This window comes from Microbacterium sp. EST19A (assembly GCF_019969685.1).
In the GTDB taxonomy this organism is placed as follows: Bacteria; Actinomycetota; Actinomycetes; order Actinomycetales; family Microbacteriaceae; genus Microbacterium.
Genome location: NZ_JAHXYZ010000004.1, coordinates 32,638 through 53,535, shown reverse-complemented (window position 1 = coordinate 53,535; position 20,898 = coordinate 32,638). Strand labels below are relative to the sequence as shown.

Genomic DNA, 20,898 nt, shown 5'->3' with positions numbered 1-20,898 from the left:
TCTTGCCGTGACTTTACGGGATCTGCCGTTCCTGCCAGACGGTCGGATACCCCGGGAGGTCCTCTCCGCCGAACTTGGCGTAGTGACCGTCGGGCATGCCGTCGTTGGCCTCGAGGTACTGGTCGAGCTCGCCCTCGGTGATCGGCTTCTGCGGCAGCACCCATTCCTTCGGGACCTCTTCGCCTGCGAAGACCATCTGCGCGGCGAGGAGGGGCGTGCGCCACTGGAAGTTGGAGTACACCGGAGCGAGGCCGGTGAGACCCGTGTCCTTCCACTTGCGGAGGAAGCTCATCTCGTCCTCACCGGTCATGACCGGGTAGTCCGCTCCGGCATCCTCGAACGCCTCGATTGCGGCGACGGCGCCGTCTCCGGCATCCATCCAGATGCCCTGCACGTCGCCCTTGGCGAGCTCATCGCTGATGATGCTCTTGATCTCGGCGGGGTCGGCTCCCGTGAAGTAGTCCACGGCCTCGATGCCGGCCTCGTCGAAGAGCTTCTTCGCGCCGGCCCAGCGGTGCTCGAGCACGTCCACACCCGGGAGGATGCGGAGAGCCACGACCTTGTCGCCCTCTTCGAGGTTGTCGATGAGGAACTCGGCCGTGTCGATGCCCCAGGCGAAGCCGCCGATCGGGTGGATGAACGAGACATAGCAGTCGGTGTTCACGCCGCGGTCGAACACGATGACGGGCTTGCCCGTCTCGCACGCCCGCTCCACGGCCGGGGTCATGGCGGCGGTGCTGTTCGGCGAGATGAGGAACACGTCGCAGTTGCCCTCGGAGATGAAGTAGTCGATGTCGGCGATCTGCGTGTCATCGGAGTCCTGCGCGTCGCGGGTCTCCATCTCGCTGATCGCGCCGTCGGCCTGCAGCGCCTTCAGCTGCTCGTTCATCGTGATCCAGCCGGTCTGCCGCCACGGGTTCGAGATCGAGGCGTTCGCGAAGCACGCCTTCTTGGCGCCGTCGCTCGCGAACTCCGTCGTGTCGACCATCTCGGCGTTGATGTGCTGCAGGTACGGCTGGTCGGCCGGACCCTGCGGTTCGACGCCGCGCTCCTCGTTCTGCTTGTCGAACAGCTCCTGGTCGAACCATTCGGTCGTCTCCGCCGACTCGTCGGGACTGTCGGACTCGGCCGGCGCGACGGACGGGTCAGTCGTACACCCGGCGAGCGCGATGAGGCCGAAGAGAGCCACCCCTGCGGTGGCGATCTTCATTGATCGACGCATTGCTAATCTCCTCTGATTTTCTCTGTGTGGATGGTGCTGGTCGTTACGGGTTCTGCGGGTCCTGCGGTGGTGGGATCGGGAGCTGTCTGCGGCCCTCGTCGGCGCCGTGCCCGGAAGGCGACGGCCGAGTAGGCGACGGCGGCGATGATGATGACGCCCTGCACGGCGTCGCGGAGGGTCGACGGCACGCCCGCGATGTTGAGGAGCATGAAGAGCGCCTCGAGCGCGAAGGCTCCGGCCGCGGCGGCGACGATCCAGCCGCGTCCGCCGCCGAGCACCACGCCGCCGAGGACGACCGCGGTGATCGCGATGAACTCGTAGCCGCGGCCGACCGACGGATGCACCCCGGCGTAGCCGACGAGCAGCACGGCCGAGAGCGAGGCGGACAGCGACGAGATGATGAACGCGCGCGTGGTGACCCAGGCGCGGCGGGCGCCGGCGTAGTCGACCGCGATGGCGTTGTCACCGACCGCGATGAGCGACTTGCCCAGGGGCAGCTTCGTGATCCAGATCCCCAGGGCGAGCCAGGCGATCAGGATGAACACCGCCCACGGGATGAAGTCGAGGAACGGCACGTCGCGGATGCCGCCGCGGCCGATCTCGCGGAAGCTGTCGGCCGGGTTCCCGGTCGCGGCCCCTCCGGTCCACCACAGCACGCCTCCGAGGAGGGCGAGCATCACGCCCAGGGTCACGATGAACGACGGCACCTTGAGCAGAGTGGTGATCAGGCCGTTCACGAGGCCTACGGCGACACCCACGACGATCATGAGCAGCAGCACCGGGACGGTGCGGGAGTCGTCCTGTCCGACGAGATTGCCGGCGAGGATGACCTGCGCCGTGATGAGCGACCCCTGTGAGAGGTCGAACTCTCCCGCGATGATGACGAAGTACTGCCCGATCGCGACGATGGCGATGGGCGCCACACGCTGGATGAAGCGCATGAGCTGGCCGGGCTCCGCGAAGTTCGGGTTGAGGATCGTGACGGCCACGAGAAGGATGACGAGCAGCAGGAAGACCGCTCCTCGAGGGCTGACGAGGGCGCGCAGGGCGTTCATGACCGGCCTCCTTCCGTCGCGGGGGTGGCATCGGCGAGCTGGGATGCCGCTGCCGCCATCTCTCCGGCGGCCGCTTTGGCCGCATCGTCCCCGCCGGTGCGGGTACCGCCGGCACCGAAGCGCGGTCGGCGGCGCACGATGGCGCGACGGCTGTACACGGCGACGGCGGCCACGATCACGATGCCGCGGACGACGTCCTTGAGGAACGGGTTCACCTGCATGACGCTCATGACGCTGTCGACGACGGCGAGGATGGCGACGCCGCCGACCGTGCCCCAGATCGATCCACGTCCGCCGAGGAGGAGCGTGCCGCCGAGGACCACCGCGGCGATCGAGAGCAGCGCGTATCCGCCCTGCTGTCCGACCGTCGGGCTGCCGACGCCGAGGCGGCTGGCGAGCAGGAGGCCGGCGAGACCGGCGAACACCGAGCACAGCACGTGCGCGGCGATGAGCGGCGGCCGGGTGCGCACCCCCGACAGACGGGCGATCTCGGGATCGCCGCCGACGGCGTAGAGGTGGGCGCCGGTGCGGGTTCGGTTCAGCAGGAACCAGACGACCACCGCCAGCACGATCATGATGATCGTCGAGACCGGCACCGGTCCGAGACCGGTCGCACCGATCAGCTGGAACTCCCACGGCACGGCTCCCGCCGACCCCTCGAAGTTCGTGTTGAGGATGCCCTGCAGGATCAGGCCGACGCCGAGCGTGGCGATGAAGCCGTTCACCTTGAGCACCGTGACGATGAGACCGTTGACGAGCCCGATCCCCGCGCAGACCAGCAGCGTGATCGCCACGGCGGCCGGGATGTTGGCCGGGTTGCCGTTCATGGTCGTCGCCCCCAGCAGGCTGGCGAGGCTGATCACGTACGTCACGGACAGGTCGAGCGAGGCGCCGAGCACCACGAGCGTCTGCCCGATCGCGACGAGGCCGAGCACGCTCATGCCGGTGAGGATGTCGCGGATGTTGCCGGGGCTGAGGAAGTTGCGGCCGACGGTCCCGACGAGGATCGCGCCGACGACGAGAGCCAGGATCAGGATGCCGAGGACGATGGTCGTGGAGTCGATCCGGAAGCGCTTCATCGCGCACCTCCGTCCGTCGAGAGGCCGGGATCGATCGCGCCGGTCGCCGCCCCGAGGATCTCGTGCTCCGCCGAACCGGGCGGCAGCTCGGCGACGAGTTCGCCGTCGTGCATGACGAGGATGCGATCGCTCATCCCGATGATCTCGGGCAGCTCGCTCGAGACCATGAGCACCGCCTTCCCCTGCGCCGCGAGCTCGCGCATGAGCTGGTAGACGGCGTACTTGGCGCCGACGTCGATGCCTCGGGTCGGCTCGTCGAAGAGCACGATCTGCGGCTGCGTGAGCAGCCACTTCGCGAGCACCACCTTCTGCTGATTGCCGCCCGAGAGGAACCGCGCCTCCTGGCCTACTCCCCGCGAGCTGATCTCGAGCGAGCTGAGCACGCCGGGCACCTCGCGACGCGACGCGGCCGTGCGGCCGGGGAAGACGCTCCGCACCACGAGCAGCGCGTTGTCGAGCACGGACTGCCCGAGCGCGAGGCCCTGCGCCTTGCGGTCCTCGGATACCAGGGCGAGTCCGGCACGCACGGCCGAGCGCGCGCTGGTGATGCGCACCGGGATGCCGTCGATCCGCATGGTTCCCCGAGTGAAGGCCTGGATGCCGAAGACTCCCTCGACGAGTTCGGTGCGACCGGAGCCCTGGAGCCCGGCGATGCCGACGATCTCGCCCGCACGCAGCGTCAGCGAGACCCCGTCTACGTACGCGTTGCCGCACTCCTCGAGCTCGACACGGGGGTCTCCGACCTTCGTGCCCTCGATCGCGTCGGGGAAGTACGACTGGATCGACCGGCCGACCATGCGCCGCACGAGCTCGTCGGTCGTCAGCGCGGCCGTCTCGTCGGTGGACACGAGGGCGCCGTCCTTGAGGATCGTGATGCGGTCGCACAGGTCGAAGATCTCCTTCAGCCGGTGCGAGACGTAGATCACGGCGACGCCGCGGGAGGTGAGCCGGCGGATGATCGCGTAGAGCAGCTCGACCTCGCGGTCGCTCAGCGCTGCGGTCGGCTCGTCCATCGAGATGACCTGCGCATCGAACGACAGCGCCTTCACGATCTCGACGATCTGCTGCTCGGCCACCGTGAGCGACCCCACTCGTGCCTGCGGCTCGATGAACGAGACGCCGAGATCGGCGAGCAGTTCCGCGGTCCGGCTGATCATCGCCTTGCTGTCGACGAAGCCGCCGCGTCGCGGTTCGCGGCCGAGGTAGACGTTCTGCGCGACCGTGCGCTCGGGGAGGAGCGTGAACTCCTGGAACACCGTGACGATGCCGGCATCCATCGCCTGGCGGGGGTGCGCGTGACGCACCTCTTCGCCGAGGTAGGCGACCGTGCCCTCGTCGGCCGGCTGCACCCCGGCGATGATCTTCATGAGGGTGGACTTGCCGGCGCCGTTCTCTCCGACGAGGCCGTGCACCTCCCCCGGCCGCACGTCGAAGTCGATGCCCTTGAGCACCTCGACGCCGAAGAACGACTTGCGGATGCCGCTCACGGCGAGCACCGGCTGCGTCGTGGTCGCGTTCATGCCGTCACCTCCACCCATCGTCCGCCGTCCGCCGCCGAGGCGAGGACCGCCTCGGTCACCACGGCCGAGCGGTATCCGTCGGCGAAGGTCGGCAATCCCTCGGGCTGCGCTCCGGCCATCGCCGCGTAGACGTCGGCGACGAAGCCGTTGAAGGCGTCCTGGTAGCCCATCGCATGCCCTGCCGGAACCCGCTGCAGTCGAGCCGAGTCCGGGTCGGCGGCGACCGGATCCCGCAGCAGCAGCCGGGACTCGTCGCGCATGCCGATCCAGAGCTCTTCCGGTCGCTCCTGCTCGAAGCGGATGCTCTGCCGTGAGCCATGCAGCTCCAGCGTGAGCGCGTTCTTGCGACCCGCGGCCATCTGCGAGATGAGCAGCGTGCCCAGCGCTCCGGACGCGGTCTCGACCAGCACGGCGACGATGTCCTCGGTGTCGACCTCGTGCCCGGCCCGCTCCGGGAAGACGCGGCGCGTGCGGGCGCTCAACGCGCGGATCCGCTCGCCGATCACGAACTCGATGAGGTCGCACAGGTGCGAGCCGATATCGGCGAAGGCGCGGGAGGCGCCGCCCGAGGCGGAGCGCACCCGCCAGTCGTCGTCGCTGGGGAGCAGCATCCAGTCCTGGAGATACGAGCAGTCCAGCGTGAGGAGCTCGCCGATGTCACCGTGGGCGATGCGGGCCCGCGCCTCGCGCACCATCGGGTGGTAGCGGTAGATGAAGGGCACGGCGGCCACGCGGCCGGACGAGGCCGCCGCGTCGGCGAGGATCTTCGCGTCGAGCGCGGTCGTCGCGAGCGGCTTCTCGCAGATCACGTGCTTGCCCGCGCTGAGAGCGCGGAGGGCCAGGTCGGCGTGCGTCGCGTTCGGAGTGCAGATGTGCACGACGTCGATGTCGGCGGCATCCAGGAGGGCATCCGCGTCGGCCTCGGCCCGCTCGGCGCCGAGGGCGTCCGCAGCGTGACGGCTTCCGGCGGCGGAGCGGGTGGCGACGGCGCGGAGCTCGCCTCCGGCGTCTCGCGCCGCGGTGCGGTGCACGCGGGCCATGAATCCTCCGCCGAGGATGCCGGCTCGGATCGTTCCGAGACCGGTGTCTGTGACATCCGTTGTCATGTCGGCGATTCTGACACAGGCCTCTCCACTTTTGCTAGTCCTCCGTCAAAAGTTGTTTGTAACAAATCCGAAGTCAATCGATGATGCACGGAAGTGCTGTGGTTTACTGTCGCAATGGTTGACGTTCTGCGGCCCGTCTCAGCGACGAATCCGGGCACCGGTGAGATCTTCCAGATCCTCCGCGACGGGCATGCGCGCACGAAGGCCGAGCTCGCCGCGCTGACCGGACTGGCCCGCTCGACGGTGGCGCTGCGCGTCGACGCCCTCCTCGCCGCCGACCTGCTCCGGCCCGCAGGCGAGGCGGCATCCACCGGCGGGCGGCCGCCCGCCCGGGTCGCCTTCAACCCGAGGGCCGGTCTCGTGCTCGCCGTCGACCTCGGCGCGACCCACGCCACGGTCGCCGTGGCCGACCTCGCCGGCGTCATCCTCGACGCCCGCACCCGCACCATCGACATCGGCGACGGCCCGGAGACGCTGCTCGACACGATCCTCTCCGACGGCACGGCGCTGCTCGAGCTGCCCGCCGCCTCGGGCCTCCCCCTGCTGGGCGTCGGCATCGGGGTTCCCGGTCCGGTCGAGCACTCCACGGGACGACCGACCAACCCGCCGATCATGCCCGGATGGGACCGGTTCGACGTGCCGGGCTACGTGCAGCAGACCTTCGACGTGCCGGTGCTCGTCGACAACGACGTCAACATCCTCGCCCTGGGCGAGCAGGCCACGAGCTGGCCCCGCGTCGACGACCTGATCTTCGTGAAGGTCTCCACGGGCATCGGAGCGGGCATCATCGCCGGCGGGCAGCTGCAGCGCGGCGCGCAGGGCTCCGCGGGAGACATGGGGCACGTCCAGGTGCCGAGCGGGGCGGGATCGGCACGCGAACCGGGCGATGAGCGCGACCTCGAAGCCCTCGCCAGCGGATCGGCTCTGGCGGTCGCTCTGCACGCCGCAGGCCACGATGTGCAGAGCGCGTCTGACGTGGTCGACCTCGTCCGCGCGGGGAACGCCGCCGCGATCGAGGCCACCCGTCAGGCCGGGCGCGACGTCGGCGAGGTGCTCGCCACCGTCGTCAACCTCTTGAACCCCTCGATCATCGTGCTCGGCGGCAGCATCGCCCGGGCCGGAGAGCACCTGCTCGCCGGCGTGCGCGAGGTCGTGTACCGACGATCGATCCCGCTGGCCACCCAGCACCTCGCCATCGTGCAGTCCCAGGCCGGCGATCGCGCCGCGGTGCTGGGCGCCGCGATCATGGTCGCCCGCGAGGTGCTCTCACCGGTGAACGTCGATCGCTACGTGGCGGCGAAGGCGCGCTGACCCGCACCCGCCTACCTGGAGGCGTTCACCTCCCGCACGGCATCATCGATCGCCGCTGAGACGGCCAGGGGAATCGTCCCCAGAGAGTCGGCGAGGGTGAGCCCGGAGACCCACCGCGTGTTGCGGCGCCAGCGCTGCGCGCGATCCGCGTCCAGGTTCTCGATCGACGCGCCGATCGCGTCGTACGCCATCCGATCCTGTATGAGCTCGGAGAGTTCGATCGTGCGGCTCACGGGCACGCGCTGCGGGCTCAGACGCTGCGCCGGCACGCGCCACGTGCGGCTTCCCGACCCGACGAGGATCGTCTCATCGCTGCCGGGGAGCGCGACCTCTGCCGTGGCGTTGGCGGGCACCGTCGCATCCACGACGATCTCGGCGCCCTCTCGGCGCCACGCCACGCTCACCCTCCCGTAGGGCGTGTCGAGAGTCGCGCTCGCGGACTCCAGGCCGTCGAGGGGGCGCGGGGCGATGCGGATGACGCGGTACCCGGGAGCGGCCGGAGCCAGTCCCGCGACCGAGCGGTGCATCCAGTCCGCGACACCGCCGAGCGCGTAGTGGTTGAAGGAGGTCATCTCGCCGGGATTGATCGAGCCGTCCTCGAGCATGCTGTCCCAGCGCTCCCAGATCGTCGTCGCCCCCATCGTCACCGGGTACAGCCACGACGGGTTCTCGGTCTGCAGGAGCAGCCGTTCGGCGGTGTCACCCTGGCCGGTCGTCTCGAGCGCCTCGGTCACGAGTGGGGTGCCCACGAAGCCGGTGCCGATGTGGTATCCGCCGCTGCGCACCAGCTCCGCGAGGCGCGCGCCCATCGCATCGCGCTGCTCCTGCGACGCGAAGATGCCGAAGATGATCGCCGTGGCGTATGCCGTCTGCGCATCGGAGACGATGCGGCCGGATGCCGTCACGTATTCGGCGATGAACGCGTCGCGCACGAGCCGCTCCTCGCGTTCGTAGTGCTCCGCCTCGCTCTCGCGCCCGAGCACACGTGCGGCACGAGCGACGAGCTGCACCGAGCGGAAGAGGTAGGCACTCGCGACGAGGTCGGGATCGGTCTTCGCGAGGAACGCGTTGTCCGGCGGCGCGCTCGGGTCGAGCCAGTCGCCGAACTGGAACCCGCCCTCCCAGAGCTTGCGATCGCCGGCGAGTGCGAGGAGATGGTCGGCCCACGCCTTCATGCTGTCGAACTGGCGCGAGAGCATCCCCGCATCGGCGTACCGCTCGTACAGCACCGAGGGCACGACGGTCGCCGCGTCGCCCCAGGCCGCAGCCGGGGTGTCGGCATCCCGCAGCACGTTCGGCACGACGAACGGCACGCTTCCGACACCCGTCTTCTGCTGCTCGATGGCGAGGTCGACGAGCCACGACGACAGGAAGCCGTCCACGTCGTAGAGGAAGCTCGCGGTCGGGGTGAACACCTGGATGTCGCCGGTCCAACCGAGGCGCTCATCGCGCTGCGGGCAGTCGGTCGGAACCGAGAGGAAGTTGCCCCGCATCCCCCACACCACGTTCTCGTGCAGTCGGTTCAGGAGCGGATCGGAGCTCTCGAACCACCCCGTCCGGCGCATGTCGCTGTGCAGCACGACCGCGGTCACGGCATCCGGCGCGATCGGCTCCGGAAGCCCGGTGATCTCCGCGTAGCGGAAGCCGTGGAAGGTGAAGCGCGGTTCCCAGACCTCCGGTCCCCCGCCACGCAGCGTGTAGACATCGGTCGCCTTCGCGAGCCGGAGGGGACGGATGCCGAGCTCACCGTGCTCGAGCACCTCGGCGTGACGCAGGGTCACGACCGTCCCGGCCTCGCCGTCGACGGTGATCCGCAGACGTCCGACGAGGTTCTGGCCGAAGTCCAGGATCTGCCCACCGCTCGGCGACGACACGACCTCAGCCACCGCGAGTTCCTGGGTGGCGCGCACGGCCGGTGCGATGCGCGCTCCGGGCACAGGCATCGGGAGCTCGGAGACCCGGACGGCGGGCCAGTGCCCATCATCGAAGTCCGCCGATCCCCACTCCGGGATCTCGAGTCGCGCGTCGTACTCCTCGCCGTCGTACAGGCTGCTGTTCACGACGGGACCGTCGCCGGTCGCGCGCCAGTCCGGCCCGGAGGCGATGACCTCGCTTCCGCCGTCCTGGTAATCGAGCACGAGCTGCACCGCGACGTCCGGCTGCTCGCCGTAGAACGGGGTCGAGGTCTCGCTGAAGCCGAAGCGCTCCGTGTACCAGGCGCCGCCGAGCGTGATGCCGATCACGTTGGTTCCCGGGGTGACGAGGTCGGTCACATCGGTCGTCTCGTGCAGGAGGCGCTCGCCGTACGGGGTCCAGCCGGGCTTGAGCTCCTGATCGTCGACCGCGTGTCCGTTGACCGAGGCCTGGTAGACGCCGCGCGCGGTCGCGTAGAGCGTGGCGCGGGCGACAGGACGCTGCACCTCGAACGTCTTCCGCAGCAGGGCGGGCTGAGCCGGACGGGAGGGCTCGCCGAGACCGATCGGCTGGGCGATCCAGCTGCCGTCGTCGAGGAAGCCGGCGACGACCTCGAGTCCCTCGCTCCAGTCGGATGCGTCCCCGTCTGCTCCGGTCACGCGCACCCGCACGATGTGGCGCGAGCGCGCTGCGAGAGGTTCGAACGGCCACTCGACCAGCACCTGGTCGCGACCGTCGATCGACGCGGTCACCGCCCCGTCCAGCTCGAGTTCGGCGGATGCCTGCGTCCAGCCCTCGGTGTCGCTCTCGGTGATCCAGCTGAGTCGTGGCGCGCCGACGGCGACGTCGGTGCTGTCGGTGCGGAGCTCTGCCCGCAGGCGGGTGATCCGGGTGGTCATGAGGGATTCCTGTTCTCGTAGGCGGATTCTCCGAGCTGCACGCTGCGGATCCTGTCGATGTCGAACTTCGGTGCTCTCGTGAAGTCGTAGATGCCGTTCTCCTCCTGGAACGTGTCGGTGAGCTGCGTGTAGCAGTAGCCGAACATGTCGGGGTTCTCGAGCAGGACGCGGGTCAGCCCCTCGTAGCGCTCGTACCAGGCAGCGATGCTCTCGACGCGCTGGCCGTACCCCCACGAGCCTTCGCGGTTCGGGTCGTCCGACGATGCCTGTTCCTCCCCGAGACGAGCGCTGTTCCACCAGATTCCGCCGTACTCCGACACGAAGTACGGTTGGCCGGCGTACGGGTGGGAGATCGTCTCGCCGTACTCGTCGTTCAGGTAGGGGTCGCCGTGGGCGAGGCCCGCCTGTTGCAGGCGGAAGGCCTCCGGATCCTGCTCGTAGGAATGCGAGTCGTAGACGTCGGTGTCGCGCACGCGATGCGAGTAGCCGGAGGCGTCGATGACCGGGCGCGTGAGATCGGCCGCCTTCGTCGCCAGGAACATGCCGAGCGTGACGTCGTCGAGCTGTGTGATCCGGTCGTGCAGTCGCTGATGCGTCTCGTTCATCGGGCACCAGCCGATGATCGACGGGTGATTGCGGTCGCGCTTGAGTATTTCGAGCCACTGCGTGATGAAGCTCGCCGTGGGCTGTTGGTTGTGGCCGACGGGACCGCGACCGGAGACTCCCCAGTCGCCGAATTCCGCCCAGACCAGGTAGCCCAGGCGATCCGCGTGGTAGAAGAAGCGCTCCTCGAAGACCTTCTGGTGCAGGCGCGCACCGTTGAAACCGGCGGCCATGGACAGCTCGATGTCGCGGATCAGCGCGGCATCGTCCGGTGCGGTCATCAGCGAGTCCGGCCAGTAGCCCTGGTCGAGCACGAGGCGCTGGAAGACCGGCTCCCCGTTCAGCAGGAGGCGGTTCCCGCTGATCGCGACGGAGCGCAGCCCCGCATAGGAGGCGACCTCGTCGACGACGTCGCCGCCGCCGGTCAGCAGACGCACGCGGAGGTCGTACAGATGAGGATCCTCGGGCGACCACAGCCGGACGCGATCCTCCGGGATCGTGAGAGTCACGCGCGGTGCCAGATCGCCGGTCGGGATCGCTGTCGCGGTCACGACCCCTTCGCGATCGCTCAGCACGGCTTCGAGTCGCAGCCCGTCTGCGGCGTACGAGACCTCTGCTGTGACGAGGAAGCTCGAGTCCAGACGCTGCGGCGTGACGTCGAGGCTGCGGACGTGCGCGCTCGCCACCGGCTCCAGCCACACCGTCTGCCAGATCCCGGTCGTCCGCGTGTAGTTGCAGCCGGTGTTCGCGTACCAGGTGGCCTGCTTGCCCCGCGCCTGCGCATCCGTCGGGGTGTCACGCGCGCGGACCACGATCGTCACGGTCTCCCCCGGGGCGGCGACCCCGGCGAGCGGAGCGGTGAAGGAACTGAACCCGCCGCGATGCCGCGCGACCTCGACGTCGTTGACCCAGACCGTCGCGTCATGGTCCACCGCGCCGAAGTGCAGCAGCACGTCGCGTCCTGCCCACTCGGCCGGGATCACGACCGTCCGGCGGTACCAGACCGCATGAAGGAAGTCGGTGTCCTCGATGCCGGATGCCGCGGACTCCGGCGCGAACGGCACCGTGATGGAGCCGCCGAGATCGCGCGTGCGGAGCCCGCGCTCGAGGCCCGAGTCGCCGCGATCGCTTTCGAACTGCCAGTCGCCGTTGAGGGTGAGCCAGTCGCGGCGGACGAACTGCGGTCGCGGATATTCCGGCCTGGGGAGGGATACGTTCACAGGATCACCCTTTGACGGCGCCGCTGGTCATGCCGGCGACGATCTGGCGGTTGAAGAAGATGTACATGATCAGCGGCGGGATCGTGATGAGCAGGATGTCCATGAACAGCAGATTCCACTGATTCAGCGCCTGGCTCTGGAAGTTGTAGAGCGTGAGCTGCACAGTGGCGTTCTGGTCTCCCGGCAGGAAGTACAGCGGTCCGGCGAAATCGTTGAAGATCGCGACGGACTGCACGACGATCACCGTGATGACCACCGGTCGCAGCAGCGGCAGGATCACCCGGAAGAACAGCCGGATGGGACCTGCGCCGTCAATGACGGCGGCCTCGTCGAGCTCCTTCGGGATCGTGGCGACGAAGGCCCGGAACAGCAGGATGCAGAACGAGAGCCCGAAGGTCGCGTTGATCAGGATCATCCCGGGGATCGTCTTGAACAGCTCGAGCGCCTGGAGGACCCAGATGGTGGGCACGACGGCGGGCGGCACGATGAGTCCACCGAGCACGAAGAAGTTCACCACCGGGTTCCACCTCGACGACTTGCGCTGGAGCACGTAGCCGACCATCGCCGCCAGGACCACCATGATCGCGACCGATGCGACCGTGAGAATGGTGGAGTTGACGAAGGCGCGGATCACGATGCCGTCGCGCACGCTGAGCACGGCGACGAGGTTGTCGAAGAGCGCCCACTCCTCCGGCCAGGTGAAGGCCAGTCCCGAGGCGTCGGGAGCCGTCTTCGACGCGGTGAGGAAGATGAAGGCGAACGGCACCAGGAACACGATGACCGAGGCGATGATCGCGATGATCCCGACGACGGTCGCACGGACCTTCACGGCCTTCATGCTTCCACCTGCTTTCGGTTGAGGATGACCCAGATCGGCACCATGATCGCCGTGACGACGAGGAACAGCACGACGTTCCCCGCCGTCGACAGACCGTAGAAGCCCGCCTGGTACTGCTTGTAGATGACCGAGGCGATGACGTCGCTCGAGAACCCCGGGCCGCCCTTCGTCATCGCCCAGACGAGGTCGAACGAGCGCAGCCCGCCGATCAGCGACAGGATGATCACGGTGACGGTGGCCGGCCGCACGAGCGGCAGGGTGATGGTGCGGAACATCTTCCACGAGCCGGCGCCATCCACCCTGGCCGCCTCGAAGTACTCCTGCGGGATCGCGACGATGCCGGCGATGAAGATCAGGCAGGCGATGCCGACGCCCTTCCACACCTCGACGAGCGCGACCGAGAACAGGGCGAGCTGCGGGTCCGTCAGCCATCCCGGACCGACGACCCCGAACCACTCCAGCACGGTGTTCACCATGCCCCCGAAGGGGTCGAGCAGCACCTTGAAGGTGATGCCGACCCCGATCGTGGAGACGAGCACGGGGAAGAAGGTGACGGATCGGAGATAGCCGCGGGCGATGATCTGCGACGTCAGCAGCAGCGCGAGGGCGAGCCCGATCACGACCTTCAGCGCTGAGGTCAGGAACCCGAAGATGAACGTGTTCACGAAGCCCTGGATCAGCTGCGGCTCGGCGAAGAACTGCACGAAGTTGTCGAAGCCGATGAACGTCGAGTCGAACAGGGTCCAGCGCGTGAGGCTGAAGTAGAACGATGCGAACGTCGGCACAGCGAAGAACACGATGTACAGCGCGGCCGCGGGGAGGAAGAACCACGTGGGGTACGGGCTCTTCATCCGCCGCCGCCGCCGGACCGGAGAACCATCGGGTGTCTCGCGGTCGGCTTTCGCGAGGGTCGAGATCGACTCTGACATCTGCACGGCTCCCGTTACCAGCCCTCGAGCCCGAGCTGCTGCGCCTGCTTCTTCACGTCCTCGTCGTACGCGGCCGCGGCCTCCTTGGCGTCGGTGATCCCGGAGCCGAGCGAGATGGTGATGTTCGGCAGGCTCGGGCCCTTGACCGGCGAGATGAACTCGAGCGCCGGGGCGGTGGCACCGGATTCGAAGTACGTGTTCAAGTCCTTGACCGCCTGCGGAGCGTCATCGGAGACCTCGCAGGTCGACACGACGAACGGGCCTCCGGGGACGCCGGTGGTCTTTCCGATCTCGCACGCTTCGGGGCTCGACACGACCCAGTCGATGAACGTCTTCGCCGCCTCGAGCTCGGCGCCCTCAGTGGTCTTGGGGATGTAGAGAGCGTTGGGCTGCCACACCGTCGCCTGCGTGTTGTCCGCATCATCGGCGGGGAGCGGGAAGTAGCCGACGTCGTTGAGGTTGTCGGCGTGGTTCTGTGAGAGCGCCGACATGATGTTCGTGAGGATCGGGTACTGCGCGCCCCGGCCTTCGGCGAGCATCGCGATGGCCTCGTCGTTCATCAGCGACGGATAGTCCTCGTTGAACAGCCCGGCGTCGAACGCCTCCTGCTGGTGCTGGAACCCGGCGAAGGCCGGGTCGTCGGAGTACTTGACCTCGTTGGCGGTGTACTTCTCCGCCCAGTCGGGGTCATCGCCCATGACGTTGGCGAAGTCGGCGAGCACGAAGATCTGCGCCGTCCAGTCGTCGCCGTACGCCTGGATGATGGGAGCGACATCGGGCGCTTCGGCCTTGATCTTCTCGCTGTTCTCCATGAACTCGTCCCATGAGGTCGGCACGGTGAGGCCCAGCTGCTCATAGACCTTGATGTTGTACAGGATGCCGCCGGCGAACGACGATCCGTTCGGACCGCCGTAGATGCCGTTGTCGGTGCTGACGGTGCTGATGAAGTCGTCGGTCACGTCCTTCACCCAGTCCTGGTCGGACAGATCGACGAGCTGGGTGTCGGGGCTGAGGGCTTGCAGCAGCGATCCCGTGTTGTAGAAGAACACGTCCGACATCTCGCCCGTCGACAGCTTGGTCTTGGTGAGGTTGTCACCCTCGGTCCCGGCCGGCTGCGTGTCGATCGTGACGTCGATCTCGGGATGTTCCTTCTCGAACGCGGCGACGAGCTCGGTGGCGGCATCCACGCTCAGCTGATCGCTCTGCGTGAGGTAGCTGATCGACGTCGTGCCGTCGCCTCCCCCGCCTCCCCCACCGCCCGAGGAGCAGGCGGCGATCGGCAGACCGAAGACGGCGATACCGGCGACGGCACCGAAGGTGCGGAGGGTCTTCTTGCGAACGTTCATGAGTACATACCTCTCTGTAAGGACTCGACGGCTGCGATGCCGACGCTATGAAACGATTCAACTCGACAAGGAAAGGCTGTTCCCTCGATGCAAAGCTGTGCGAGCACTATATCCACAGCTTTTTCCTCGATGCAAGAGATTTCCTCGAAGCGATATATTGGCAACCGGAGGCAGCGTGGGAACTCGCAGAGAAGTGGCGGAGGCGGCGCAGGTCTCCATGCGGACCGTCAGCAACGTCGTCAACGGACATCCGCACGTGTCGGACGCCGTGCGCGAGCGGGTCTCGCGGGCGATCGCCGAGATCGGCTACCGGCCGAGCGAGCTGGCGCGCAATCTCAAGGCCGGTCGCTCCGGCCTCATCGGCCTCGTGCTCCCCGAGCTCGACAATCCGTACTTCGCCGAACTCACCCGGGCGTTCGTCGAGGACGGCGCGCGGCGCGGGCTGACCGTCGTCATCGATCAGACCGACGGCGACAGGGAGCGCGAGCGCTTCCTCATCGACCGTACGAACAGCGGATCCCTCTTCGACGCGCTCGTCATCAGTCCGCTCGGCATGCAGCCGGACGACGTCGCGAGCATCCCCGAAGACCGCCCGCTGGTCTTCCTGGGCGAGACCCTGTTCCCCCCGTTCGATCACGTGATGATCGACAACCGGGCGGCGGCGAAAGAGGCGGTCGCCCACCTGATCGCGACCGGACGGCGCCGCATCGCCACGATCGGCGCACAGCAGCAGTCGGTCGACACCAGCTCGCTGCGGCTGGCCGGCTACGCCGACGCTCTGCAGGATGCCGGCATCCCCTACGACGATTCGCTCGTCGAGTACGTCGAGAAGTTCCGTCGGCAGGACGGTGCCGCGGCGATGGCCAGGTTGCTCGCGCTGCCCGACAGGCCGGATGCGGTCTTCTGCTTCGCGGACCCCCTCGCGCTGGGAGCCCTTCGCACGATGTCCTCGGCCGGCATCCGGAGCCCGGAAGACGTGGCGCTCGTCGGATTCGACGATGTCGAGGACGGCGCGTACTCCACCCCCACGCTCACGACGGTGAGTCCCGACAAGCTCCGCATCGCCTCTGCCGCACTCGACCGGGTGATGGCGAAGCTCGGCCGCGACGCGGGTGGGGGCGGGAGCATCGTCACCGTCGCCCCCCATCAGCTGGTGATCCGGGAGAGCAGTCGGCCGCGCTCGGCGAGCGCGGCCGACTGTCCTGCGGCACCTCGCTGTCAGAGCGTGGCGGCGAAGGGGTCGAATCCGGCGTCGAGCGCACCGACCTGATCGAGCGTGCTCTCGACGGCGACGAAGCGGCGCGACTCCGCGGCCTCCTCGATCGAGAGCAGCGTGTCGAGCACGTGGTAGCCGAACTCGCCGGTCGCGACGTGGGCGCGGCCGGCGGCGATCGAGCGCGCCATGTCGAGCAGCCCGACGCCACGGCCGGAGAGCACGCCCTCCTGCACGACGTCGACGATCTCCTGGTCGACGAGCTCCTGTCCGAGCCGAAGGGGCCGGGTGATCGAGATCGCTCCGCCGAAGGTGTTCGGGTCGGGGATCACGATCGTGCCCTCGGTGCCGGTGATCTCGACGATCCCCGTGCGCAGCAGCGGCGAGTCGGTGCTGTACAGGCTCTGCGCCTGACCGCCCTGCTCGAAGTCGATCAGCACGCTCAGCGTGGACGGGATCTCGACCGGGAACTCCTGTCCTGCGAGCTCGCCGACCTGCACGCGACGGGTGGACGTGCCCTGCAGCCCGAGTGCCGCGACGGCCGCGACCGGACCGAAGACGTGCACGAGCGTGGAGACGTAATACGGCCCCATGTCGAGCAGCGGTCCCCCGCCCTTGGCGTAGAGGAAAGCCGGGTTCGGGTGGAAGATCTCCGGACCCTGCCACTGGAAGGTCGTCTGCGCGAAGAGCGGGCGGCCGATGTCGCCGCGCGCGATCGCGCGCTTCGCGGTCTGCACGCCCGGGCCGAGCACGGTGTCGGGCGCGACGCCGACGCGGAGGCCCGCGGCATCCGCCTTCTCCAGCAGCCCACGGGATTCCTCACGGCTCACGCCGATCGGCTTCTCCGTCCAGACATGCTTGCCCGCGGCGATGATCGCCTCGGAGACCTCGACGTGCACCGCCGGGATCGTCAGGTTCACGACGATGTCGATGTCGGGGTCGTCGAGGACGACGTCGACTCCGCCCGAGCGCGGGACACCGTACTTCTCTGCCTGCGCCTTCGCGCGCTCCTGGATCACGTCGGCGATCGCGAGCACCCGGACGTCCGGGAACGTGGTGAGGTTCGACAGGTACTGGTCGCTGATGTTCCCCGCGCCGATGATCCCGACGCCGACGGGGCCGTTGCCCGCCGCCATCAGCCGGCCACCTTCTCGTCGAGGTAGACCCGGCTGCGCTCGATCGCGTCGAACAGGTCGCCGTCGTAGTGATCGAACTCGACGATCGCGAGCTCGAGGGCGGATGCCGCGGCGATCGCCTCGACCAGGGGAACAGCACCCTCGCCTGCGGCCACCTGATCGGCCGGCGGATAGGCGTTCGCGAGCGCCGGGTCGAGCGTGCCGTCCTTGGCGTGCACGGCGATGACCCGGCTGCCCAGGCGTTCGAGCAGCGCGACGGGGTCGACACCGCCGCGTGCGACCCAGTACAGGTCGACCTCGAGCACGACGCGCTCGTCGAGGAGGCCCGCGAGCACCTCGAGGCCCGTGACGCCATCGAACACGGCCTCCAGCTCATGAGCATGGTTGTGGTAGCCGACGCGCACGCCGACCGTGGCACCGACGGCCGCCGCCTCGTTGAGCAGGCGCGCGGTCTCCTCGATCTGCGCGACGGACTCCCAGCGGGCCGGCTCCGTGTACGGGTCGATGACCGTGGTCATGCCGAGCACCTTGGCCGCTGCGAACACCTCGGCAGGCGAGGGCACCGGAACAGTCGTGCCGCTGCCGTCGGGGTTCACGAAGGACTGCGAGGCGAGGAAGGCGTGCCCGGAGGGTGCGGTGAGTCCTGCCGCCGTGAGCGCCTCCGCGAGCGGTACGGCGCGACGGACGAAGTCGTAGGGCTCCACCGCCGTGAACCCGCGCGCGGCGACCGCGGCGAGCGATCCCTCGAGGTCGGCGTCCAGCTGGTCCTTGATGGTGAACAGTTGGAGGGAGGTCGTGATTGTCATGCCAGCACGTTAGCACCAAATACCTCCACGCGGAAGTTTTCATTCGCTAGAATCCTGATATGCCCGACGATGACGAGCGCCCACGCCAACGCGGTGCCTATGCCAAGGGGATCGCGCGCCGGCAGGAGATCCTCGACCGCGCCATCGAGGTGTTCGCCGAGCGCGGGGCCGACCGCACGAGCCTCCGCGCGATCGCCCGCGAGGTCGGAGTCACCCACGCCGCGCTGACGCACTACTTCGGCTCGCTCGAAGAGCTGCTCGTCGCCGTCTACCAGGAGAGCAACTCTCCGACGCACCGGCACGAGGTCGTGCCCGATGACGCCACCCCCGTCGAGCGGATGATCGAGTCGGCACGCACCAACCGGGAGGTCCCGGGGCTCGTCCAGCTCTACTCGACCCTGGTGGCGTCGGCCCTGGAGACCGGTCATCCGGTGGCGCGGGAGTTCGCCACGGCCAGGTTCGCCGACCTCCGCACCCGTCTCGCCGACGAGATCCGCCAGCAGCAGGAACGCGGGCGCCTTCGTCGCGATGCCGATCCGGATGCCGTCGCCGCACTCGTCGTGGCCGCGTCCGACGGCCTGCAGACCCAGTGGCTCCTCGACGAGACGGCCCCGCAGCACGAAGCGCTGACCCTTCTGGACCGCCTCCTCCGGCCGGCCCCGTGACGCTCGGGCGCACGCCGCGCAGCTAGGCTCGAAGCGTGACGCCCGTGCCGCAATCCCCGTATGCGACGGCACTCGGCGAGCGGTTCGGCGATCTGCATCCGCGTCTGCGCACGTACTTCCAGGCGATCCCCGACGGCTCGGTCGGCGTCGGGGACGGCGTCTTCGATCGCGTCGGCACCCCGCGGCGCTGGCTCTGGCCGATCCTCCGGGTGCTGGAACGCCGCGGCGTGGTCGCCGCCTGCGGGGAGCGCGATGTGCCCTTCCGCGTCGAGAATCGCACGATCGCGTCGCGCGCGATCGGTGAGCGCACGTTCCACCTGGCACGCGGCCCGTGGGTCATGCACGATGCGGTGGCCCTCACCCGCCACGGCCGCGTGGTCGACGAGCTCGGCGAACCGGGGCTGATCGCGGCCTGTTTCGACGTGGAGACGCGCGACGGGGCGCTGGAGCTGACGAGTCGTGCCGTCGGGTTCCGTCTCGGCCGCCTGCGCGTGCGGATTCCGCGGCTCCTCTCCCCCGTGGTCCGCCTCACCGAGCGCTTCGACGACACCCGCGACCACCAGCAGGTGAGCCTGACCATCGACGCACCGATCATCGGCCGCGTCTACGAGTACCGCGGCAGCTTCCGCTACCGCATCGAGAGCATCGCAGGAGAGGAGACCGCAGCATGAGCGCTGGCAAGGTCGTCATCGGCGGGTCCACCGGGTTCATGGGCAGCTTCCTGATCCCGCGCCTGCGCACCGAGGGCCGCGAAGTGGTCACGATCTCCCGCTCGGGCGCCGACATCCGCTGGGGCGACCAGGCGGCGATCGACCGCGCGGTCGACGGAGCCGCCCTGGTGATCGGTCTCGCGGGCAAGAGCGTGAACTGCCGGTACACGCCCGAGAATCGTGCCGAGATCTTCCGGTCCCGGCTCGACACCACGGCGTCGCTGAGCACCGCCGTCGCGAGAGCGGAGAGCCCTCCCGCGCTGTGGGTCAACTCGTCGACGGCGACGATCTACCGGCATGCGGAGGACCGCCCGATGACCGAGTCGACCGGCGAGCTCGGCTCGGGCTTCTCCGTCGAGGTCGCGAAGGCGTGGGAGCAGGCCCTGTTCGCCGATGAGCTGCCGGCCACGCGGCGCGTCGCGCTGCGGAGCACGATCGTCCTCGGTCACGGCGGCGTGCTCGATCCGGTGAGGAACCTGGCCCGCCTCGGACTCGGCGGCGCACAGTACGACGGACGCTGGCCGGTCGGCGCAGCGCGCCGCGCCGCGGGCACCGGACATCTCCCCGGAGCCCGCCGAGGTCGCCAGCGCTTCAGCTGGGTGCACATCGAGGACGTCGCGCGCATCATCGACTTCCTCGAGCAGACGCCGGAGGTCGACGGACCGGTCAACGCCGCGGCTCCGAACCCCGTCGACAATGCCGCGTTCATGGCCACCGTGCGACGCGTGCTCGGTGCTCGCGTCGGTGTGCCGATGCCGCGATGGATGCTCGAACTCGGCGCCATCGGCATGCGCACCGAGACGGAGCTGATCCTCAAGAGCCGGTGGGTGCTCCCCGAGAAGCTCACCGCTGCCGGGTTCGAGTTCCGCTACCCGACGCTGGAGGCCGCCGTCCGCGAGGCGTTCGACCGCGAGATCGCGGCCTAGGAGGCGGGCCCGGCAGCCGCGTCGCCGTCGTCCTGTCGCCGCCGCTCGAGCTCGTCGCGAAGACGCCATTCCTCGATCTCCCGGTCGAGGTCGGCGATCTGCTGCTCGGTCGTCCGTACGTCCACCGGGGGTGCCGGGCGCACGTCGACCGGCCCCACGGGCCGCTCCGCACGCCGCATCCTCGGCATCGAGATACCGGAGTCGCCGTATTCGCGGCCGATCGCGAACCAGAGTCCGCTGCCGATCAGCGGGAGCAGGATCACGATGATGATCCACACCATCTTCGGCAGATGCTTCACCTGGGAGTCGTCGCGCGTGATGACGTCGATCAGCGCGACGATCATCAGGACGATGATGAGGATCGAGAGGAACGGCATGACTTCAGGGTAGACGACGTCGG

Annotated in this window: 18 protein-coding genes; 5 read left to right on the top strand and 13 right to left on the bottom strand. The window is 68.7% G+C overall.

The window, feature by feature from the left end; translation table 11 throughout:
* Window positions 1-13: 13 nt before the first annotated feature.
* Genes LC452_RS19255 through LC452_RS19235 form a run of 5 tightly spaced genes read right to left on the bottom strand, consistent with a single transcriptional unit; the run spans window position 14 to window position 5,982 of the window.
* Window positions 14-1,210: a substrate-binding domain-containing protein gene (locus LC452_RS19255; RefSeq protein WP_374197789.1), complete on the bottom strand. Its 1,197-nt coding sequence runs from the start codon at window positions 1,208-1,210 to the stop codon at window positions 14-16.
* 14 nt (window positions 1,211-1,224) lie between these two features.
* Window positions 1,225-2,277 carry an ABC transporter permease gene (locus LC452_RS19250; RefSeq protein ID WP_223628283.1) on the bottom strand — a complete coding sequence of 351 codons (1,053 nt, stop codon included), beginning with the start codon at window positions 2,275-2,277 and terminating at the stop codon, window positions 1,225-1,227.
* The gene (locus tag LC452_RS19245; protein WP_223628281.1) at window positions 2,274-3,356 is read right to left on the bottom strand and encodes an ABC transporter permease; all 1,083 of its coding nucleotides are present in this window, start codon (window positions 3,354-3,356) and stop codon (window positions 2,274-2,276) included. Before LC452_RS19245 ends, LC452_RS19250 begins: the two co-directional genes overlap by 4 nt.
* Complete coding sequence (locus LC452_RS19240; protein WP_223628279.1) at window positions 3,353-4,876, bottom strand: sugar ABC transporter ATP-binding protein; 1,524 nt, start codon at window positions 4,874-4,876, stop codon at window positions 3,353-3,355. The genes LC452_RS19245 and LC452_RS19240 overlap by 4 nt, the downstream gene beginning before the upstream one ends.
* Window positions 4,873-5,982, bottom strand: a complete 1,110-nt coding sequence (locus tag LC452_RS19235; protein WP_223628278.1) for a Gfo/Idh/MocA family protein — start codon at window positions 5,980-5,982, stop codon at window positions 4,873-4,875. Before LC452_RS19235 ends, LC452_RS19240 begins: the two co-directional genes overlap by 4 nt.
* 114 nt (window positions 5,983-6,096) lie before the next feature.
* Here LC452_RS19235 and LC452_RS19230 point away from each other — a divergent pair, with 114 nt between their 5' ends.
* The gene (locus LC452_RS19230; RefSeq protein WP_223628276.1) at window positions 6,097-7,293 is read left to right on the top strand and encodes an ROK family transcriptional regulator; all 1,197 of its coding nucleotides are present in this window, start codon (window positions 6,097-6,099) and stop codon (window positions 7,291-7,293) included.
* An 11-nt stretch (window positions 7,294-7,304) separates the two neighbouring features.
* On the opposite strand, the gene LC452_RS19225 is transcribed toward LC452_RS19230, so the two are convergent.
* From LC452_RS19225 to LC452_RS19205, 5 genes are read right to left on the bottom strand one after another with little or no spacing between them, the layout of a single operon-like run.
* A complete protein-coding gene (locus LC452_RS19225) occupies window positions 7,305-10,106 on the bottom strand; it encodes a family 78 glycoside hydrolase catalytic domain (protein WP_223628275.1) in 2,802 nt (933 codons plus the stop codon).
* Complete coding sequence (locus LC452_RS19220; protein ID WP_223628274.1) at window positions 10,103-11,929, bottom strand: glycoside hydrolase family 2 protein; 1,827 nt, start codon at window positions 11,927-11,929, stop codon at window positions 10,103-10,105. The genes LC452_RS19225 and LC452_RS19220 overlap by 4 nt, the downstream gene beginning before the upstream one ends.
* 4 nt (window positions 11,930-11,933) lie before the next feature.
* Window positions 11,934-12,767, bottom strand: coding sequence for a carbohydrate ABC transporter permease (locus LC452_RS19215; RefSeq protein WP_223628272.1), 834 nt, complete (start codon window positions 12,765-12,767; stop codon window positions 11,934-11,936).
* Entirely contained in the window at window positions 12,764-13,696 is a 933-nt protein-coding gene (locus LC452_RS19210; protein ID WP_223628270.1) for a carbohydrate ABC transporter permease, read from the bottom strand. Before LC452_RS19210 ends, LC452_RS19215 begins: the two co-directional genes overlap by 4 nt.
* A gap of 14 nt (window positions 13,697-13,710) precedes the next feature.
* On the bottom strand, window positions 13,711-15,042 hold the full coding sequence (locus LC452_RS19205; protein ID WP_223628268.1) for an ABC transporter substrate-binding protein: 1,332 nt from the start codon (window positions 15,040-15,042) through the stop codon (window positions 13,711-13,713).
* A gap of 175 nt (window positions 15,043-15,217) precedes the next feature.
* Here LC452_RS19205 and LC452_RS19200 point away from each other — a divergent pair, with 175 nt between their 5' ends.
* Window positions 15,218-16,312: a LacI family DNA-binding transcriptional regulator gene (locus tag LC452_RS19200; protein ID WP_223628267.1), complete on the top strand. Its 1,095-nt coding sequence runs from the start codon at window positions 15,218-15,220 to the stop codon at window positions 16,310-16,312.
* On the opposite strand, the gene LC452_RS19195 is transcribed toward LC452_RS19200, so the two are convergent.
* Both LC452_RS19195 and LC452_RS19190 read right to left on the bottom strand, forming a co-directional pair.
* Window positions 16,261-17,391: a Gfo/Idh/MocA family protein gene (locus tag LC452_RS19195; protein WP_223628265.1), complete on the bottom strand. Its 1,131-nt coding sequence runs from the start codon at window positions 17,389-17,391 to the stop codon at window positions 16,261-16,263. The two genes, LC452_RS19200 and LC452_RS19195, sit on opposite strands and share 52 nt — an antisense overlap.
* Window positions 17,391-18,197, bottom strand: a complete 807-nt coding sequence (locus LC452_RS19190; protein WP_223628264.1) for a sugar phosphate isomerase/epimerase — start codon at window positions 18,195-18,197, stop codon at window positions 17,391-17,393. The genes LC452_RS19195 and LC452_RS19190 overlap by 1 nt, the downstream gene beginning before the upstream one ends.
* 59 nt (window positions 18,198-18,256) lie before the next feature.
* On the opposite strand from LC452_RS19190, the gene LC452_RS19185 reads away from it, so the two are divergent.
* Genes LC452_RS19185 through LC452_RS19175 form a run of 3 tightly spaced genes read left to right on the top strand, consistent with a single transcriptional unit; the run spans window position 18,257 to window position 20,498 of the window.
* Window positions 18,257-18,862 carry a TetR/AcrR family transcriptional regulator gene (locus LC452_RS19185; protein WP_223628262.1) on the top strand — a complete coding sequence of 202 codons (606 nt, stop codon included), beginning with the start codon at window positions 18,257-18,259 and terminating at the stop codon, window positions 18,860-18,862.
* Between the two features lie 35 nt (window positions 18,863-18,897).
* A complete protein-coding gene (locus LC452_RS19180; protein ID WP_223628261.1) occupies window positions 18,898-19,533 on the top strand; it encodes a DUF4166 domain-containing protein in 636 nt (211 codons plus the stop codon).
* Entirely contained in the window at window positions 19,530-20,498 is a 969-nt protein-coding gene (locus tag LC452_RS19175) for an epimerase (protein WP_223628259.1), read from the top strand. The genes LC452_RS19180 and LC452_RS19175 overlap by 4 nt, the downstream gene beginning before the upstream one ends.
* Here LC452_RS19175 and LC452_RS19170 read toward each other — a convergent pair.
* A complete protein-coding gene (locus tag LC452_RS19170) occupies window positions 20,495-20,875 on the bottom strand; it encodes a PLDc N-terminal domain-containing protein (RefSeq protein WP_223628258.1) in 381 nt (126 codons plus the stop codon). The two genes, LC452_RS19175 and LC452_RS19170, sit on opposite strands and share 4 nt — an antisense overlap.
* Window positions 20,876-20,898: the final 23 nt, after the last annotated feature.

Coding starts and splice junctions, on each gene's coding strand:
- LC452_RS19175 (WP_223628259.1), top strand. CDS start 19,530: ATGAGCGCTGGCAAGGTCGTCATCGGCGGGTCCACCGGGTTCATGGGC.
- LC452_RS19245 (WP_223628281.1), bottom strand. CDS start 3,356: ATGAAGCGCTTCCGGATCGACTCCACGACCATCGTCCTCGGCATCCTG.
- LC452_RS19195 (WP_223628265.1), bottom strand. CDS start 17,391: ATGGCGGCGGGCAACGGCCCCGTCGGCGTCGGGATCATCGGCGCGGGG.
- LC452_RS19185 (WP_223628262.1), top strand. CDS start 18,257: ATGCCCGACGATGACGAGCGCCCACGCCAACGCGGTGCCTATGCCAAG.
- LC452_RS19215 (WP_223628272.1), bottom strand. CDS start 12,767: ATGAAGGCCGTGAAGGTCCGTGCGACCGTCGTCGGGATCATCGCGATC.
- LC452_RS19170 (WP_223628258.1), bottom strand. CDS start 20,875: ATGCCGTTCCTCTCGATCCTCATCATCGTCCTGATGATCGTCGCGCTG.
- LC452_RS19240 (WP_223628279.1), bottom strand. CDS start 4,876: ATGAACGCGACCACGACGCAGCCGGTGCTCGCCGTGAGCGGCATCCGC.
- LC452_RS19250 (WP_223628283.1), bottom strand. CDS start 2,277: ATGAACGCCCTGCGCGCCCTCGTCAGCCCTCGAGGAGCGGTCTTCCTG.
- LC452_RS19210 (WP_223628270.1), bottom strand. CDS start 13,696: ATGTCAGAGTCGATCTCGACCCTCGCGAAAGCCGACCGCGAGACACCC.
- LC452_RS19190 (WP_223628264.1), bottom strand. CDS start 18,197: ATGACAATCACGACCTCCCTCCAACTGTTCACCATCAAGGACCAGCTG.
- LC452_RS19255 (WP_374197789.1), bottom strand. CDS start 1,210: ATGAAGATCGCCACCGCAGGGGTGGCTCTCTTCGGCCTCATCGCGCTC.
- LC452_RS19225 (WP_223628275.1), bottom strand. CDS start 10,106: ATGACCACCCGGATCACCCGCCTGCGGGCAGAGCTCCGCACCGACAGC.
- LC452_RS19235 (WP_223628278.1), bottom strand. CDS start 5,982: ATGACAACGGATGTCACAGACACCGGTCTCGGAACGATCCGAGCCGGC.
- LC452_RS19230 (WP_223628276.1), top strand. CDS start 6,097: ATGGTTGACGTTCTGCGGCCCGTCTCAGCGACGAATCCGGGCACCGGT.
- LC452_RS19205 (WP_223628268.1), bottom strand. CDS start 15,042: ATGAACGTTCGCAAGAAGACCCTCCGCACCTTCGGTGCCGTCGCCGGT.